We start from the raw sequence: 18496 nt of genomic DNA, 5'->3' as shown, positions 1-18496 counted from the left end.
GCCGGGCAGCCTTAATCGGGCACCACCCACTGTCGATGGAGTTGCGCCATGAGGTTGCTGTTATCCGTCCTGTTCGTTGCCCTGTCCTTTACCGCGACCGTTCACGCAAAGGATGTCCCCGTCGACACGCATGCTGCTGACCGCGCGCAGATACAGCAGGTCGTCGACAGCTTCAAAGCGGCCATCATCGCCAAGAATGGAAAAGCCATGAGTGGGATGTTCCTGTCCGGAGGTTCGTGGCTGATGGCCGTGGACAAGGCCTCGGTGGCGAAGATTCGCACCAGACATCCCGAAGCCAAACAGTTCGTGCCGGGCAGCTACGAAGAGTTCGCAGGCTTTGTCGGCAGCGCGCCCAGGCCGATCGAAGAGGTCTTCAGCAATGTAAGCATCCAGACCGACGGCATCGTCGGCACTGTCTACTTCGACTACCGGTTCCTGGTGGATGGCAAGGCCACCAACCATGGCGCGGAAACCTGGCAGCTGGTGCATACCGACGAGGGCTGGAAGATCAGCGCCATGCTGTACTCGGCCATCATGGATGACAAGGGCTGAGGTTCGATATACGGTGCCCGGGGCGTCCGGCAGCGGGGTCGGCGCTCAACGGGCATCACGATGACACACGCTTTGCTTCCTCGTCCGCCTGTCGGCCTGCCGCTGCGGGTTTCGCTGTTGGCAGCGCTGCCCGTCATGCTTTGCATGGCAGTGATGGCGCTGCCGGAGCTCGGCCAGGCGCACGCAGGCGCGTTCCGTGCCTTCTATGCTGTCTGTTATCTCTTCTGGGTAGTACCCATCGCCCTGCTACAACGCGCCATGTGGCGGCGCGGCGTGCCCGGGCTTTTGACCATCGTGGTGCTGCTACTGGCCACCTACGTGCCTTCGGTGATCAACAACGCCGTGGCACAGGCCGCGGCGGTACATTGGCGCCTGGTACCGGGCTACTCATTCGCCCGCATCTTCGCCGGACTCGACGGCTGCTGGCTGGCGCTCATCGTCTACTGTGCGATTCATGCGCTGCTGCACCAGTACGACGCACTGCAAAGGGCGCACCGCCGCGAAACGGAGGCCAAGGCCCTGGCTCGCGAAGCGGAACTGCGAGCGCTGCAGTACCAGATGCACCCGCACTTCCTGTTCAATACCCTTAACAGTATTTCCTCCATGGTCGTGGATGGCCGCGGTAGTGGCGCCACCCGCATGATCGCGCGCCTGGGTGATCTCCTGCGTGCCACGCTGGAACGCAGCGATGCGCGCGAGGTGACGCTCGCCGAGGAACTCTCGCTCACCGACCATTATCTGGACATTGAAAAAGTAAGGCTCGGCCGGCGCCTGCACGTCGACATACGCGTTGGCGCCGGAGTGCTGCAGGCCTGGGTGCCGCCCCTTCTGTTGCAACCACTGGTAGAAAACGCGATTCGCCACGGCATCGCACCAAGGGCAGCTGGCGGGACGGTGCGACTTCGCATCGAGAGCGAGGGCGGTGGTCTGGTGATCGAACTGCACAACGATGGCGTGGCAGATCCCGTCGGCGATCCTTCGCAACGTTCCACCCGCATCGGCCTGACCAACGTGCGGCAACGGCTGGAAGCGTTGTATCCAGGAAATCACACCGTGGATGTCGCCGTGGAAGCAGATGGCTCCTGCAGGGTGCGCCTGGCTTTGCCGCTTCGCCTGGCTGCCGCCGCCAAGCATTCCCCGCAGGTGGCCAGCCCGTGATGCGTGTGATGGTGGTGGATGACGAACCGCTCGCCCGCGATGGCGTGCGTGCCCGCCTGACCCGACACAAGGACATCTGCTGGGTCGGCGAAGCGGAGGAGGGCGAGGCGGCGGTACGGCTGATCGGGCAACATCGACCGGACCTCGTATTCATGGACGTGCAGATGCCTGGCATGAGCGGCATCGACGCCCTGCGCCAGATCCCGGTCGCCTCGCGCCCCCTCGCCATCCTGCTTACCGCTTACGAGAATTTCGCCGTGGCCGGGTTCGAGCTGCAGGCGCTGGACTACCTGCTCAAACCCATCGACGACGAGCGCTTTCGCGAAGCGCTGGACCGCGCGCGCATGGCCCTGAGTAACCGCGCCCGCGACGACATGGCCCAGGCGCCTCCAACCTGGGTAGAACGTTTCACGGTACGCGTCGGCCAACGCATCGCCGTAGTTGAAACCAACGACATCGACTGGATCGAAGCGAACGACGACTACGCCGGCCTACATGTGGGAACACGGGTATACCTGCTGCGTGAACCGCTGCATCAGCTGAGCCTTCGCCTGGATCCACGGCGGTTCGCGCGCATCCATCGCTCCACCATCGTGCGCATCGATCGCATCGCCGAGCTCGAGGCACTCTCCAACCGCGACTGCCTGCTTCGCCTGCGCGACGGCACGCCCTTGCGGGCGAGCCGCACCTACGTCGACCAATTGCGCGCCGCGCTGGCGGCGCACTGAGGCCAATCTCCGCCTTCGCGCCGGATAATCAGTCCTCGCGGGGCACCGACACCTTACCCGTCACGCGCGAGTGGCTGATATCTCCACTACCCTTGGAGTGCACGGTGAGGTCGCCACGCACGTTGTCGGCGTTGACGTCGCCTGAGCCGATGGAATCCACCTCGACATTGCCGCCGACATCGCGCATGTCCAGGTCGCCGGAGCCGACGGTGCCCACGCTTACCGGGCCACGGATACTGCGAAGCTTGCCATCGCCTGAGCCGACGGCATCGATTTTCACGCTACCGGCGCCTTCAACGGTCAGGTCGCCCGAGCCCACCGAAGCACTGACTGCGCCCGCCGTCTCGTAAAGCTTCGCATCGCCGGAGCCGACGTGGGCATCAAGGCTTGCCACCCCATGCGTCTCGCCATCGCCGCTACCCACTTCGAGTTGGACGGGCAGGTTGGCCGGCATCGCCACGTCCACCTTGAACGACTGGTAGGTGTAGCCGATGTGCCAATGGCTGCGATCGTCGCCCAGCCTCACCACCAGGGTATCGCCGTCGCGATGCTGGGTAATCACCAGTTCCGCCAGGGCGTCATCGCTGGATGCACATGCCTTGCCGCGTGCGGCCAGCGAGGTACCGCTGCCACTGGCATTGATTTTCAAGTCGTGGCTACCGGTCTCCAGGCGCACTGTGCGCACCCCGCGCAGGTCCGCGTCCAGGGAGCGGTCCGCCGACTTCGTGCATTGATCTGCGTGCGCCGCGGCGAAGGGGGCGAAGGCGAGGGCGAGCAGGGCGTACTTGCGCATGACGTGGGCTCCATAAGGAATAGGCGTGCCCCATAGGGATACCCGCCCGCCTGAGCGGCTGCAATGGCCCGGAAGTCCCCATGCCCAGTGGCAGGGCCTACCAACCCCGTGCCGGTTTCCGGCCATTGATGAAAAAGAATTTAGATCGATCCTATTGACGCCGGGCCTCGCAGGCCTATAATCCTGTACCGAGCAGTTCTTTAATGGACTGCCTGCCCCGCCTCGGTACCAGATACCCTCCCTCCCCCGCTCTGGTACCGAGGCCCGGCCTTTTTCAAAGGCCGCCCCCCACTCAGCGCCAGCCTCTTTGCCTCGCCCGTTATCTTGCGTGGCGGTGACGGCGCGGCCGGATGATGCTTTCGTCGCTAAGTCCTCAGTCGGCTTCGCCTCCCTGCGGAAGCGCGACGAAAGCACCACCCGACCGCACCCTCGGACGCAACGACGGTTGTGGGGAGAACGGGCTACGGATGTCTGACGTCACCGTGATCGATGAACGCCGTTTCCCCTGCGTCGGCCCACCGGCGCGAGAGGCGCCCAAAAATGCCTGCGTCAATCTCCCACACTGCGTGCTTTGCATCACGAGTCGGAGGGAGTGGGCGAGTGTGACCCTGGGAACGCTTCCGCAGGGAGGCGAAGCCGACTGAGGACTTAGTGACCAGGGTCACACCCGCCCACTCCCGTCCCCTCAACGCTCAAAGCCGCCTCGCGGCGGCTTTAGCTTTTGCTTCATCACGTTCGGCCGAAGCCCCAGTGCGGGCGCTTACTTGACCTGCGAGACCATCCACTTGACGGTGTTGCCGACCTGTTCGTCGTTGAGCGAGGGATTGCCGCCCTTGGGCGGCATTACGTTGCCGTCCGGACCCTTGTAGCCTTCGATCGCGTGCTTGATCAGGGTGGGGATGCCTTCGGCCACCCGGGCTGCCCAGGCGCCCTTGTCGCCCAGCTTCGGTGCGCCGGCGACACCGGCGGTGTGGCAGCTGTGGCAGAGGTTGTCGTAGACCGTTTTGCCATCGGTGGTGCCGCCATAGGCGACCTGCGCGGCGGCGGCCTTGGTGGCGGCTTCCTGCGCGGCCTGCATGGCGGCACGGCCGGTATCGCCGGCGTAGACGCCACCGACTGCGGCGATGCGTTCGGCTTTTGCCTGGACCTGGGTGGGATCTGATTCCTTGGGAATGCCGGAATAAATCCAGTAGGCAAGGAACATCAGCAGGACGGTGAGGACCGAGAGCCCAGTGGTGAGCAGTGAGAACTGCTGCAGGAAGCTCTTGTCGGATTTGCTCGGTGTACCGCTCACGCATGACTCCTGAAGGGGATGCTGGCCCAGGCATGGCCCCGTATAAAGGGGACACAATCAGTCGCCGAGTATAGCGGAAAGAGCGTCGCGGGGTGATCATGGCGCGGGGATATTTTGGCCATCCGTCGTTGTCCAACCCTGCCACAGGTCACGCGGTACCCCTGTCAACCGGCATTGTTCAACCTCGTTGCAGTAAACCTATGCTATTGACCCATGGGTCAGGCCGCGCGCACCGCGCGCCGGGGACAACCCCGCAGTTTCTATATGGAGAGCGTTTCATGTCGCGTTTTTGGAAGATCGCGCTGGCGGTGATCGTCGTGCTGGCCATAGCCGCGGTGATCGTCGTGCCGCGCCTGGGCCACAAGGGTGGCGCAGCTGCTGGCCAGCAAGCCGGGGCCGGGCAGGGGGACGGCAAGGGCAAGGATGGCAAGGACGACACACCGATCCCGGTGACCGTGGTGCCGGTGGTCCGCCAGGACGTTGCAGTGTTCCTCAATGCGCTGGGCAACGCGCAGGCATTGAACACCGTAACGGTGAAGCCGCAGGTCGGCGGCCAGCTGATGAAGCTCAACTTCAAGGAAGGCCAGGAGGTCAAGAAGGGTGATGTGATCGCCGAGATCGATCCGCGCACCATCCAGGCCAACCTTGACCAGGCACGCGCCACCCTGGCGCAGAACCAGGCGCTACTGGGTACCGCGCGCAGCAACCTGAAGCGTTCGCAGGACCTGGTCGCCAATTCAAAGGAGCAGTACGTCTCCCAGGCCGACCTCGTCACCTTGAAGAACACCGTGCAGCAGTACGAGGGCACGGTGGCCGGTGCGCAGGGCGCGATCCGCGCCGCCGAAGTGCAGCTGGGCTTCACCAAGGTGATCGCTCCGATCGACGGTGTGGCCGGCATTCGCGCGGTGGACGTGGGCAATATCGTTTCCACCACCGACAGCCTGGTGGTGCTTACGCAGCTGCATCCGCTGTACGTGACCTTCAAGCTGCCCACGCAGAACCTCGACGTGGTGCGCGCGGCGCTTGCCAGCGGCGATGCGCCGGTGACCGTGCGCGATCGTGCCGACAGCCACATCGTGGCCAATGACGGCAAGCTCGACGTGATCGACAACCAGATCGATGCCACCACCGCGCAGTTCGCCGTGCGTTCGGTGTTCCCCAATACCAAGACCGAATTGTGGCCGGGCCAGTTCACCAACGTGCAGTTGAAGGTGAACACGATCAAGGGCGGCCTGGTCGTGCCCACGCAGGCCGTGCAGCGCGGTCCCGATGGCGACTACGTCTACCAGGTGCAGGGCGACAACACGGTCAAGATGCAGGCGGTGGTCTCGGGCACCGAAGTGGGTGACAGCCATGTGCTGATTACCCAGGGCCTGAAGGAAGGCGACCGCGTGGTCACCGAGGGCCAGTTCCGCCTCAAGCCCGGCAGCAAGGTACAGGCACTGGCTCCGGGCCAGGTACCGGCCGCGCCGACCGCCGCGGAGCTGGACAAGACCAAGCAGGCAGCAAACCGCAAGGGCGGACGCCGCGGCGGCTAACCAACACACCAGGGCCATGGCGCGATGGATTCATCGCGCGGTGGCTTGAAGCAGTTCTGCAAGGACACGCCACGTGGGTTTTTCGACACTTTTCATTCGCCGGCCGATCGCTACCTCCCTGTTGATGGTGGCGATCATGTTGCTGGGCATCCTGGGTTACCGGCAGCTGCCGGTATCGGCGCTGCCTGAAATCGACGCCCCAAGCCTGGTGGTTACCACCCAGTACCCGGGCGCCAGCGCCAGCACCATGGCCTCGCTGGTCACCACGCCGCTTGAGCGCAATTTCGGCCAGATCTCCGGGCTGCAGATGATGAGCTCGGACTCGTCGGCGGGCCTGTCCACGATCATCCTGCAGTTCGACATGGGCCGCGACATCGACATCGCGGCGCAGGATGTCCAGTCGGCGATCAGCCAGGCCAAGGGCACCTTGCCTAGCTCGCTTCCGTATCCGCCTGTCTACAATCGCGTGAACCCGGCCGACGCGCCGATCATGACCTTGAAGCTCACCTCCGATTCGGTGCAGCTGCGCGATATCAACGACGTGGCCGATTCGATCCTGGCCCAGCGCCTGGCCCAGGTGCAGGGAGTGGGCCTGGTGAGCATCGCCGGCAACGTGCGACCGGCCGTGCGCATCCAGGTGAACCCGACCCAGCTGTCGAACCTGGGCCTCACCATGGAGGACCTGCGCAGCTCGCTCACGGCCAGCAACGTGAACGCGCCCAAGGGCACGCTCAACGGCAAGACGCAGTCGTACAGCATCGGTACCAACGACCAGCTGGCCACGGCGGCGGAGTACAAGGATACGATCGTCGCATACAAGAACAACGCGGCGATTCGCCTGAGCGACGTCGGCAATGTCGTCGACGGCGTCGAGAACGACCAGCTGGCCGCCTGGGCGGATGGCAAGCCGGCGGTATTGCTGGACATCCGCCGCCAGCCCGGCGCCAACATCGTGCAGACGGTCGAGCGCATCCGGCAGATCCTGCCCGAGCTGAAAACGGTGCTTCCCGCCGACGTGAAGCTGGATGTGTTCTCCGACCGCACGGTGACCATCCGCGCGTCGGTGGAGGACGTGCAGTTCACCCTGATCCTCACCATCTTCCTGGTGGTGGCGGTGATCTTCGTCTTCCTGCGCAGGCTGTGGGCCACGGTGATCCCGTCGGTCGCGGTACCGCTTTCGCTGCTGGGTACCTTCGGCGTGATGGCCTTCACCGGCATGTCGCTGGATAACCTTTCACTGATGGCGCTGACGGTGGCTACCGGCTTCGTGGTCGACGATGCCATCGTGATGATCGAAAACATCGTCCGCTATATCGAGCAGGGCAAGGACGGCAAGGAGGCGGCCGAGATCGGCGCCCGCGAGATCGGCTTCACCGTGGTGTCCCTGACAGTGTCGCTTGTCGCCGTGTTCCTGCCGCTGCTGCTGATGCCGGGTGTCACCGGCCGCCTGTTCCATGAGTTCGCGTGGGTACTGACCATCGCCGTGTCGATCTCGATGCTGGTCTCGCTTACCCTCACCCCGATGATGTGCGCCTACCTGCTGAAGGCCGATTCGCTGCCCGAGGGTGAAGACGCGCACGAGCGCCATGCCGCTGACGGCAAGGTCACCTGGTGGTCGCGCGTGGTGGGAGTCTACGAGCGGTCGCTCGACGTGGTACTGGCCCATCAGCGCACGACCATGGTGGTGGCCTGCGTTACCGTGGCCCTCACCGTGGTGCTGTACATCGTGATTCCCAAGGGCCTGCTGCCCGAGCAGGACACGGGCCTCATCACAGGCGTAGTGCAGGCCGACCAGAACGTCGCTTTCGAGCAGATGGAACTTCGTACCAAGGCGGTGGCCGATGCCCTGCGCCAGGTGCCGGACGTGACCGGCGTTGCTGCATTCATCGGTGCCGGCTCTATCAATCCCACCCTGAACCAGGGCCAGCTTTCCATCGTGCTGAAAGACCGCTCCAAGCGCGGCAACCTGGAAGACGTGGTCAAGCGCCTGCAGGATGCCGCAGCCCACCTGCCGGGCACGGCGCTGTACCTGAAGCCGGTGCAGGACGTGACCCTGGAAACCCGGGTGGCGGCCACCGAATACCAGTACGCGATGAGCGATGTGAACTCGGCCGAGTTGTCGAAGTACGCCACGCAGATGACCGCGGCGCTGCGCCAGCGCCCGGAGCTGGCCGACGTCGACAACAACCTGGCTGACATGGGCAATGCGCTCAAGCTCACCATCGACCGCGACGCGGCCAGCCGCCTTGGTGTGCCGGTGCAGACCATCGACGACACGTTGTACGACTCGTTCGGCCAGCGCCAGATTTCCACCATCTTCACCCAGCTCAACCAGTACCGCGTGGTGCTGGAGGTCGACCCGAAGTTCCGCTCCAGCAAGGATCTGCTCGACAAGCTCTACGTCAAGAGCAACGGTAGCGGTGCGCTCACCGGCAGCAATGCCACCACCTTCGGACAGGCCTCGTCGAGCAACTCGGCCACGGCCACCGGTATCGGCCTGTCCAACACCGGCATCCTGCTCGGCGGCGGCGGCGCGGTGCCGATCTCCACCCTGGCTACGGCGCAGGTCACCAACGCCCCGCTGGTGATCAGCCACCAGCAGCAGCTGCCGGCGGTGACCATCGCCTTCAACCTGGCACCGGGTTATTCCCTGTCCGAAGCGGTAAGCGCCATCCACGAAGTGGAAAACCAGGTCAATATCCCGCCGCAGGTGGCCAAGCAGTTCGTCGGCAAGGCGGCGGAATTCTCATCCTCCGTCGGCGACACCGTCCTGCTGTTGCTGGCTGCCGTGGTGGTGATCTACATCGTGCTGGGCGTGCTGTACGAAAGCTACATCCATCCGGTGACGATCATTTCCACCCTGCCGCCGGCGGGTGTCGGCGCGCTACTGGGACTGCTTATCTGCGGCATGAGCCTGTCGGTGGACGGCATCGTCGGCATCGTGTTGCTGATCGGCATCGTGAAGAAGAACGCGATCATGATGATCGACTTCGCGATCGAGGCGAAGCGCACGGGCATGAATGCCCATGACGCGATCCGCCGTGCGTGCCTGTTGCGATTCCGCCCGATCATGATGACCACCGCCGCGGCGCTGCTGGGTGCCTTGCCGCTGGCACTGGGCAACGGCATCGGGTCGGAACTGCGTCGTCCTTTGGGTGTGTCGATCGTCGGCGGCCTGCTGCTCAGCCAGCTGGTCACGCTGTACACCACGCCGGTGATCTACCTCTACATGGAACGGGTTTCCGACTGGATCGAAGCGCGCCGCGAGCGGCGCGCCATCGCCCGCGACGCCGCCCGGGGACTGGCGTGATCCAGCCCCCGTCGCGCACGGCGCGACGAGCCGCAGTACCCTCTGATCGCCGGGCGGGCAACCGCCCGGCGAAGCCTTTTCCGGGCATCGACGTTCATGGGCCGGCCCCGGCCATGCTGGCGGCTGCCCCTTAATTATCTAAAGCATGAATATTTCCGGTCCTTTCATCCGCCGCCCGATCGGCACCACCCTGCTCGCCGCGGGCGTGTTCGTCGTCGGCATGATCTGCTACGGCCTGCTGGGCGTGGCGGCGTTGCCGGACATCCAGTTCCCGGCGATCTTCGTGCAGACCAGCCAGAGCGGCGCCGACGCCAACACCATGGCAGCGACGGTGGCGGCGCCGCTGGAGCGGCACCTGGGCCAGGTGCCTGGTATTTCGACCATGCGTTCGAACAGTTCGGAAGGCCGGGCTTCGGTCTTCATGATCTTCGACTCAGATCGCAATATCGATGCTGCCGCTCGCGACGTGCAGTCGGCGATCAACGCCTCGCAGGCGGATCTGCCCGCCGGCCTGCCGCCGCCGAGTTATCAGAAGGCCAACCCCAACGACGACCCGGTGATCGCCATCGCGCTCACTTCCGACACGCTGGCCCGCGACGCCCTGTACAACATCGCCGATTCGCTACTGGCCCAGCGCCTGCGCCAGCAGGTCGGCGTGTCAGGCGTGGATATCTACGGCAGCGCCACGCCGGCGGTGCGGGTGGACGTGGACCTGCAACAACTCAATTCCATGGGCCTGACACCCGACCAGCTGCGCAACACGCTCACCGCCGCCAACGTGACCTCACCGCAGGGGTTCCTGTCCGATGGCCACACCACCATGGCGGTGGTCGCCAACGACAACATGCACAGCGCGGCGGACTTCGCCAGGCTGATCATCGCCAACAACAACGGCACGCCGATCCGCCTTGACCAGGTGGCCAAGGTGTACGACGGCCAGAAGGACGCCCAGCAGGCGGCCTGGTTCAATTCGAAGTCGGCCGTGTTGATGTACGTGTACAAGCAGTCCAATGCGAATGTGATCCAGACCGTGGACAACATCCGCGACCAGCTGCCGCAGATGCGCGAATGGTTGCCCGAAGGCGTGAGGCTGCAGCCCTTCTTCGACGGTACGCCCACCATCCGCGCCTCGTTGCATGAAGTGGAAGCGACGCTGCTGATCAGCCTGGCCATGGTAGTGATGACCATGGCGCTTTTCTTGAGGCGGCTGGCGCCCACGGTGATCGCGGGCCTGGCCGTGCCGCTGTCGCTGGCGGGCGCGTTCCTGATGATGTACATCTTCGGGTACACGTTGAACAACCTGTCGCTGCTGGCGCTGGTGATCGCCATCGGCTTCGTGGTCGATGATGCCATCGTGGTGATCGAGAACGTCAGTCGTCATATGGATGAAGGCCTCTCGCGGATGGATGCGGCCTTGCTCGGCGCACGCGAGATCGGCTTCACCATCGTCTCGATCACTGCCTCCCTGATCGCCGTGTTCATCCCGCTGCTGTTCGCCACGGGCATCATCGGGATGTTCTTCAAGGAGTTCACCGTGGTGTTGTGCTCGGCCATCGTGGTCTCGGCACTGGTATCGCTTACCCTTACTCCGTCGCTGTGCGGGCGGTTCCTTACCCAGCATTCGCACCGGCCACCTTCGCGCCTGGGCCGCGGTATCGAACGGTTCCTGGCCGGCATGCTGGCGGTTTACCGGCGCTCGCTGGACTGGACACTGCGCCACGCGCTGCTGATGGCGCTGACGCCGCTGGTGTTGATCGGCATCACGGTCCTGCTGTTCGGCATGGTCACTTCGGGGTTCTTCCCGCAGCAGGACACCGGGCTGATCTCGGGGCGCGCCACCTCCGGCGCTACTGTTTCGTTCACCGATATGGAAAAGCGCATGCAGCGCCTCACCGACATGTTGCGTGCGGATCCCGATGTCGCCACCGTCGGCACACGCCTGGGCACCAGCCGGCAGGGCACCAGCGGATTCTTCAGTGTCGGCCTTAAGACGCGCGCACAGGGCCGCGAGGACACCACCTTCGAAGCGCTTACGCGGCTGTCGACGAAGGCCGCCAAATTCCCCGACCTGAACCTGCGGCTTCGTGCCGTGCAGGACCTTCCCACCGGTGGTGCGGGCGGTGGCTCGAGCCAGGGCGCGCAGTACTCGGTGTCACTGAAAGGCAACGATCAGGAAACCCTGCAGCTGTGGCTGCCCAGGCTCCAGGCAGAGCTGAAGAAGAGCCCGCTGTTGCGCGACGTGGGAACCGATGTCGACGACGCGGGCCTGCGCCAGAACCTGGTGATCGACCGCGATGCGGCATCGAAGCTGGGGGTGTCAGTAGGCAATATCGACTCGGCCTTGTACGACGCCTTCGGCCAGCGCTCGGTATCGACCATCTATTCGGACATCAACCAGTACTCGGTGGTGATGAGCGCGTTGCCGGCGCTGGCGGCGACACCCGAGGCGATCAACCGGCTGTACGTGCGCAGCACAAGCGGCGCGATGGTGCCGATTACGGCAGTCACCAAGCAGATGCCGGGGCTTGCCCCGACACAGGTGATCCACGAAGACCAGTACACCACGATGGACATCAGCTTCAACCTGGCGCCGGGTATCAGCATGGGCGAGGCCACCCAGGTGATCCAGAAGACCATCGACAACATGCGCCTGCCCGGCGACATCCGCATGGACTTCGGTTCGGACTTCAAGCGCTTCCAGCAGTCCCAGGGTGACATGCTGTTGCTCGTGGCAGCAGCGATCATCACCGTCTACCTGGTGCTGGGCATGCTCTATGAGAGCCTGATCCATCCGGTGACGATTCTTTCCACCTTGCCGGCCGCCGGTGTGGGTGCCTTGCTGGCGCTGGTGATCACCGACACCGAGCTATCGGTGATCGCGATGATCGCACTGGTGCTGTTGATCGGCATCGTGAAGAAGAACGCGATCATGATGATCGACTTCGCCCTGGTGGCCGAGCGCGAGCACGGCAAAAATTACCTCGAGGCCATTCGCGAAGCCTGCCTGGTGCGCTTCCGGCCAATCATGATGACTACCATGGTCGCCATCCTGGCCGCATTGCCGCTGGCCATTGGCCTGGGCGAAGGCTCGGAGCTGCGCCGGCCGCTGGGTATCGCCATGATCGGCGGCCTGCTGGTTTCGCAGAGCCTTACGTTGCTCAGTACGCCGGCGCTTTATGTGATCTTCTCGTGCCTTGCCGAGCGGGCGCGCAAGCGCAAGCAGGTGCGCCTGGAGCGCCGCGTGGCTCGCCGCCGCGCAGCCCTCGCCCGCGGAAACGGATAGCGATCAGTCGTTCGGTTGCGAGGGTTGGCGAAGCGTCTGCCGGACGCTGGGCACCGCGCTGGTGCGCACGCCCAGTTCATGGGCGATGTCTACCAGCCCCAGGGTACGGGCGACATCGCCCGCGGTACGCCCGAAGGCATCGGCGGCGCTGCGATCGGCGCCACGCGCCATCAGCGTGCGCGCCGGCGGCAGCAACGCATGCATGGCGCAGGCGTGCAGGCCGGTGACGCCACGCTGGTCCGCGTGGCTGATGTCGGCGCCGGCGTCCAGTAGCGCGGGCAGCAAAGCGCCCAGGTGGGTGGCATCGCAGCTTACGCCTGGCCGCTTGTGCGCTCCGAGCAGAAGCAGAAGTGCCGTCTTGCCCTCATTGTCGGCATGGTTGATCTCGGCCTTGCGGCTGATCAGTACATCGAGCAGGCGGCGCGAGCGCAGGCTGTCGCTGCTTTCGAAACAGTACTGGGCGGCGGCATGCAACGGCGTGTGGCCGCTGCCGTCGCGGGCGTTGATGTCTGCCCCAGCATCCACGAGCGCCTCGACGATCTCTGGGTAGCCCAAGGCCGCCGCGATCATCGTGGCGGTGGTCTCGCCGGGCAGGCGCTGGTCGACCGCCACGCCACGCTCAAGCAGCAAGGCCACCAGGTTTTCGCGCCGCGCGGTCACTGCCGCCACCAGCGGCGTGGCGCCCGTCGATGCAGCACGCTCGGGATCGGCACCAGCATCCAGGACGACCACGGCGACGTCGCGGTGGCCAGCACCACAGGCTCGCAGCAGTGCAGTGGCGCCCTTGTCGTCAGCAGCGTCAACGGCGAAGCCGAGATCGAGCAGGCGGCGCACGGCTTCGGCGTCACCACTGGCGGCAGCCTGTGGAAGATCGGTGGCGCGAAGCGGCCGGCGTGGCAACGGCCAGCGGCTCCAGCTCAGCCAACGCTCCACCTCGGGCTGACCCATGGCCACGCCCAGCGGGGTTTCGCCGTGGGCGTCGGTGGTTTCCGGATCCGCCCCGTGGGCCACCAGGCTGCGCACGCGCTCAAGTACACGATTGCCTGCTTCCAGCGCCGCGAACAGCGGCGTGCGGCCCTGGCCATCGCGTGCGTTGGGATCGCCGCCGCGGGCCAGCAGTTCATTGAGCACGCGTGGATGCGCGACGGCCGCAGCGACGTGAACGGCACTGCGCAGGCGCGCATCCACGCCAAACGGATCCGCGCCAGCGCCGAGCATGCGCAGCAGCAGCGAGGCTTCGGCATCGCTGTCGCCCATGTGCGCAACGGCCTGCAGGAACAATCCCGCGCCGGCCGGCGTGGCGCCGGCATCGAGCAACTGGGCCACGGCGTCCTGTGATGCTGGCAGCTGCGGTATCAGCGCATCGAAAAGACGGCGTCCAAGTGCCTTGGTGCTGTCGTCGTCACCGTTTTCAATGTCTTTGTCGTCGCGCTGGCGCGGGGCGCCCAGGCGTGCCTCGGCGTCAAGGCCGTGCTCGAGCAACCATGCACGGCTGGCGCCGAGGCCCGGGGCTGAAAGTTCGAAATACATCGCGGCCAGTTGCGACGCCGGCCATTCACGTGCGCGGCGGGCGAAGGTGGATGCCACGGCCCAATGGCCGAAGCGCAGCGCATCAAGCAGGTGGTCCGGTGAATCGGCGCCGGCTTCGGGGACCACGGCATCGCTCATGCTGGCCGGGAGCGGTGTTTCCGGGTCAAGCAGGGCGACCAGGTCCCAACGACCGGCCGCGGCAGCGTGATCCAGTGCGCTGCGGCCATCCATGCCCGCTTCACGCGGCTGTGCGCCGAGGGCGAGCAGCGCACGCACGGTTTCGGCGCGCGCCTGTGGCGACTGGCACGCCAGGGTGAGGGCGTCGCGCCCATGGCTGTCACGTGCGCGTGGATCGGGCGTTGCCTCGGCGAAGAGTTCCACGATGCGTGGTGCGCCGGCGCGCGAAGCTTCCATCAGCGCGGTGCTGCCCCGGCGGTCGGCCAGGCCCACGTCGGCTCCTGCACCACGCAGCGTGCGGCAGATCCGCTCGTGACCTTCGGCCGCGGCCACCATCAGGGCACTGCGGCCGTGGCTGTCGGTGGCGTTTACCGCGGCGCGGTGCTTGAACAGGATACGCACGCCTTCGTCGTCGTCTTCGGTGATGCCGGCGGCGGCAACCAGCGCAGGCTCGCCATCGACCGGCGTGGCCTTGGCGCCGCGCTCGAGCAGGAAGCGGGTGAGGTTCCAGTTGGCGGCGCGGCAGGCCGCGGCCAGCGCGCTATAGCCGGCCTTGTTCAACGCGTTCAGCGGCGCACCGGCATCGAGCAGCATCGCTGCGATGGTCGGCTCGCCGCAGAGCACCGCGCCGTGCAGCGCCGTGTTGCCTTCGCCATCGACGGCCGAGGCATTGGCGCCGTTGGCAAGGAGGGTCATCACGGCGTCGGCGCGGCCATGCCAGCTGTCGCGCGAGGCGGCCAGCAGGGCTGTGCAGCCGGCGTGCACACGGTTGACCTCGGCACCTCGGGTGATCAGGGCACGCAACAGGCGCACATCGGGCATGAGCGCCGCCAGCACCAGCACGGGGCGCTGGTCGCGGTCGCCGGGATGCGCGGTGGTGTTGGCGTCGGCGCCCGCATCGAGCAGGGCAAGCGCGCGATCGACATCGCCGCCGCGCGTGGCTTCAAGGAGGTCGTTGTCCAGTTCCGCCTGCGGCCGACCGGCCGGTATGGATTCGATGGAGTGGGGCGGCTGCACCGGCCCGGGAGCGCTTTCGGTGCCGAACACCGGATCCACCCGCGGTGTTTTATCCGCCGAGGCGGTCAAAGGCGCAGTCGCGGTAACGCCGCTGCGCGATGCCGGGGTCCCGTGCGGACGCTGGCGCCCTTCGCACAGCATCGCGCGCAACGTACGGTTGGCGATCACCATGCAGCCCAGCGGCAGCAGCACCAGTCCATAGATGGCCAGCGCACTGATGCGAAGTTCCGAAGGCAACACCCCATAGAGCCCGGTGAGCGTCACGGCGGCGAACGAAAGCACCAGCAGTGCCATGGCCGCCGGTAGGAAATGCGAGAAAAAGCGTTCTTCGGCCGACAGGTGCCGCCCGAAGGCGATGCTGCGTGCCACGGCGGTGAATATCCACGAGCCATCTTCCTGCCCGGGGTAGGCGTCGTCCCAGACGAAGACCAGACCGAATGCAGGCCATATCCGCCACAGCGAGGCCAGGGCCACCACAAGCGCCGCGGCCAGCAGCAGGGCACCGGAAAGGCTCGGTTCCTGGATCAGGCGTACCAGCGGCCAGGCCACCAGCAGGAACATCACCGCGGTATAGCTGGTGAACATCACCATGTGCGCGGCGCCGCGGCGCAGCAGCGTGCGGGCGAAGCTGGGTTCGGGATCGAAGCCGATGGCATGGCATACCGCGCCCATCGCCAGGGCGTTGGCCAGGAGCAGGGGTATCAGTACCACCGGATGGGTCGACCACCCGGCCAGGGCAACGGCGATCAGCGCCGGCAGGAACCACGGGAGGGATTTCAGGAGCGGCGGCCGGCGCCGTGGTTTGATTCTCGACATACGCGCGAGTATACGGAAGCACGAACACGCCTCGCGGTAACCGAACGTTAACCTCGATTTCTTCTTGCGAGGATCAGTCGCGCGGTTCGCGAGGCTCGCGCGGCGCCTGGCGATAGTGCTGATTGCCTACGGCCAGGGTGTCGCCCGGGGGAATCTGCAGGTGCCAGCCGCGCTCGGCGAGGTTCGCCAGCACTTCCCGGGCGTCTTCCTGGGGAAGGCGGCGGCTGTCGTCCAGATCCAGCTCGAGGGCTAGACGCAATTCCCCAAGCATCAGGGTGAGCGGCTCGGGCAGCACGTCAAAGCCGTCGCGCTTGTGCAACCACACGTAGGTATCGGGTTTGCGCTGGCTTGCATAGACGAAGCACTGCATGGGTAACCCCGTGTTTCGTGTTGGCTGGCCGGACAAGCCTAGCAATGCTGCGCCCCGGAACGAAGCATTGGATGGTTATACCCGATTGAAGTCGCCAGCTGCGTCTCATTTTGCTGCACCGCCACTTGCGCTAACGAAAAGTTCACGGCACAGTCTCGCCCGGGATTGTCAAACGGGCGTATGAACGCGCTGTTACACGGGCCTCCCGGCCCCTCGGCAGTCCCGCCTCGAACTCATAAGAACAAACTGGCAGGAGTCCACAAATGCAGATGTCCCTTACCCGCCGCGCCTGGGCGGTTCGCCCGCTGGCATTTGCCGCCCTCTCCGTCGCCATCGCCGGCGCGCTAGTCGCCCCCCGCGCCGCGGACGCCAGCGCGTTCCAGCTGAAGGAAAACAGCGCCAAGGCGCTCGGTACAGCCTTCGCCGGTTCCGTCACGGCCGGCAACGATGCCTCGGTGATCGTGAACAACCCGGCCGCGATGACCATGCTGGACGGCAATACCTTCCAGGCCGACGTCACCGCCATCAATTTCAGCACCAAGTTCTCCGGCAGCTCCACTGACGCGCTGGGCCGTCCGATCGCCGGTTCCAACGGCGGCGATGCCGGCACCACCATCCCGGTGCCCGCGATGTACTTCCAGTCCAAGGTGTCTGATCGCTGGCACGTGGGCGTGGCCCTCACCGCGCCGTTCGGCTTCAAGACCGACTACGACAACGATTTCACCGGCCGTTACAGCGGCCTGAAGTCCGATTTCAAATCCCTCGACGCCACGCTGTCGGCCTCGTTCGATGTCACTGACACCTTCACCCTGGGCGCCAGCGCCATTGCCCAGCGCACCAGCGCCGAACTCACCAGCGCCGTCAACTTCAACGCCGTTGGCCTGGGGATCGTGCAGCAGGGTGCCGCTGCCGGCGCCATTCCGCCGCAGGCCGTGCCCACCTACCTGGGCGTGATCGGCGCTGTCGTGCCCCCGGGCACCGATGGCTACGCCAAGATCAAGGGCGACGACTGGGCCTACGGCTGGCAGCTTGGTGGTTTCTGGAAGCTCACCGCGCAAGATCGCTTCGCGCTGAACTACCACTCGAAGATCTCCCACACGCTTGAAGGCACCGCCAACTTCCAGGTGCCCGCCCAGGTGCAGGGTCTGCTCTCCAACCCGCTGGTTGCCCCGCTGCTCGGTAGCGGCCAGGCGCCGTTCACCCACACCAGCGGTACGGCTGACTTCACCACCCCGGCCTTCGCCACCGCCAGCTTCTGGCACCAGGACGAGAAGTTCGGCCTGGGTATGGACATCTCCTGGACGAAGTGGGACTCCTTCAAGGAACTGGCCGTGCAGTACGGCAACCCGTCGCAGCCGGCCACGGCGGAACAGTTCAACTGGCGCAACACCTGGTTCGCTTCAGTCGGTGGCGAGTACTACGCCACCGAAAAGCTCACCCTGCGCGCCGGTGTAGCCGTGGACACCACGCCCACCTACAACTCCACCCGCGACGTCCGCGTGCCTGACTCCACCCGCCGCTGGCTCACCTTCGGCCTGGGCTACAAAGTCACCGACCGCTTCGACGTGAACCTCGGCGCCGCCCACATCTTCGTCAACAAGGCCCACATCAATTCGATGAGCCCCACCGGCGACCTCACCGTCGGCGAGAACGACGACAAGGGCAACCTGCTCAGCCTGTCGGGCCAGTACCGCTTCTAAGCACTGCCGCGTCGCACCGAAAAACGCCCCCGCTTGCCGGGGGCTTTTTTTGCGCCTCGAGTGGGGGAGGCCGGCGGGCGTCACCCTGGTCACTAAGTCCTCGTCGGGCTTCGCCCTCCTGCGGAAGCGTTCCGAAAACGACACCCCCCAGCCTCACCCGGCACGCACCGGTGAACTTCGGAGAGAACCTGACGCCGCATGCTCCAGCGCTCACGCGGCCAGGGCTTTCC

11 protein-coding genes are annotated in these 18496 nt (G+C 65.5%); 7 read left to right on the top strand and 4 right to left on the bottom strand.

The features are described from left to right. Positions 1–48: 48 nt before the first annotated feature. Genes VGM61_RS11530 through VGM61_RS11520 form a run of 3 tightly spaced genes read left to right on the top strand, consistent with a single transcriptional unit; the run spans position 49 to position 2438 of the window. Positions 49–552: a hypothetical protein gene (locus VGM61_RS11530; protein WP_331522964.1), complete on the top strand. Its 504-nt coding sequence runs from the start codon at positions 49–51 to the stop codon at positions 550–552. A 60-nt stretch (positions 553–612) separates the two neighbouring features. Continuing rightward, positions 613–1710, top strand: a complete 1098-nt coding sequence (locus VGM61_RS11525; protein WP_331522963.1) for a sensor histidine kinase — start codon at positions 613–615, stop codon at positions 1708–1710. Beyond that, a complete protein-coding gene (locus VGM61_RS11520; protein ID WP_331523097.1) occupies positions 1710–2438 on the top strand; it encodes a LytTR family DNA-binding domain-containing protein in 729 nt (242 codons plus the stop codon). Before VGM61_RS11525 ends, VGM61_RS11520 begins: the two co-directional genes overlap by 1 nt. 28 nt (positions 2439–2466) lie before the next feature. On the opposite strand, the gene VGM61_RS11515 is transcribed toward VGM61_RS11520, so the two are convergent. After that, positions 2467–3231 carry a GIN domain-containing protein gene (locus VGM61_RS11515; RefSeq protein WP_331522961.1) on the bottom strand — a complete coding sequence of 255 codons (765 nt, stop codon included), beginning with the start codon at positions 3229–3231 and terminating at the stop codon, positions 2467–2469. 760 nt (positions 3232–3991) lie between these two features. After that, positions 3992–4525, bottom strand: a complete 534-nt coding sequence (locus tag VGM61_RS11510; RefSeq protein WP_331522960.1) for a c-type cytochrome — start codon at positions 4523–4525, stop codon at positions 3992–3994. Positions 4526–4803: 278 nt separating this feature from the next. On the opposite strand from VGM61_RS11510, the gene VGM61_RS11505 reads away from it, so the two are divergent. The 3 genes from VGM61_RS11505 (at position 4804) to VGM61_RS11495 (ending at position 12656) form a co-directional block, all read left to right on the top strand. Next, positions 4804–6063 (top strand): efflux RND transporter periplasmic adaptor subunit, encoded by a 1260-nt coding sequence (locus VGM61_RS11505; RefSeq protein ID WP_331522959.1) that lies wholly within the window; start codon positions 4804–4806, stop codon positions 6061–6063. Between the two features lie 73 nt (positions 6064–6136). After that, positions 6137–9373, top strand: coding sequence for an efflux RND transporter permease subunit (locus VGM61_RS11500; RefSeq protein WP_331522958.1), 3237 nt, complete (start codon positions 6137–6139; stop codon positions 9371–9373). 145 nt (positions 9374–9518) lie between these two features. Continuing rightward, positions 9519–12656 (top strand): efflux RND transporter permease subunit, encoded by a 3138-nt coding sequence (locus VGM61_RS11495; RefSeq protein ID WP_331522957.1) that lies wholly within the window; start codon positions 9519–9521, stop codon positions 12654–12656. Between the two features lie 3 nt (positions 12657–12659). Here VGM61_RS11495 and VGM61_RS11490 read toward each other — a convergent pair whose 3' ends face one another. Continuing rightward, positions 12660–16196 carry an ankyrin repeat domain-containing protein gene (locus VGM61_RS11490; RefSeq protein ID WP_331522956.1) on the bottom strand — a complete coding sequence of 1179 codons (3537 nt, stop codon included), beginning with the start codon at positions 16194–16196 and terminating at the stop codon, positions 12660–12662. Positions 16197–16269: 73 nt separating this feature from the next. Continuing rightward, positions 16270–16566, bottom strand: a complete 297-nt coding sequence (locus VGM61_RS11485; RefSeq protein WP_331522955.1) for a YcgL domain-containing protein — start codon at positions 16564–16566, stop codon at positions 16270–16272. A gap of 263 nt (positions 16567–16829) precedes the next feature. Here VGM61_RS11485 and VGM61_RS11480 point away from each other — a divergent pair, with 263 nt between their 5' ends. Beyond that, on the top strand, positions 16830–18266 hold the full coding sequence (locus VGM61_RS11480) for an OmpP1/FadL family transporter (protein WP_331522953.1): 1437 nt from the start codon (positions 16830–16832) through the stop codon (positions 18264–18266). Positions 18267–18496 lie beyond the last annotated feature (230 nt).

Source organism: Pinirhizobacter sp., assembly GCF_036499745.1.
Taxonomy (GTDB): domain Bacteria; phylum Pseudomonadota; class Gammaproteobacteria; order Xanthomonadales; family Rhodanobacteraceae; genus Pinirhizobacter.
Note: the sequence above shows the minus strand (reverse complement) of the source record. Positions and strands in the feature narration are given on the sequence as shown.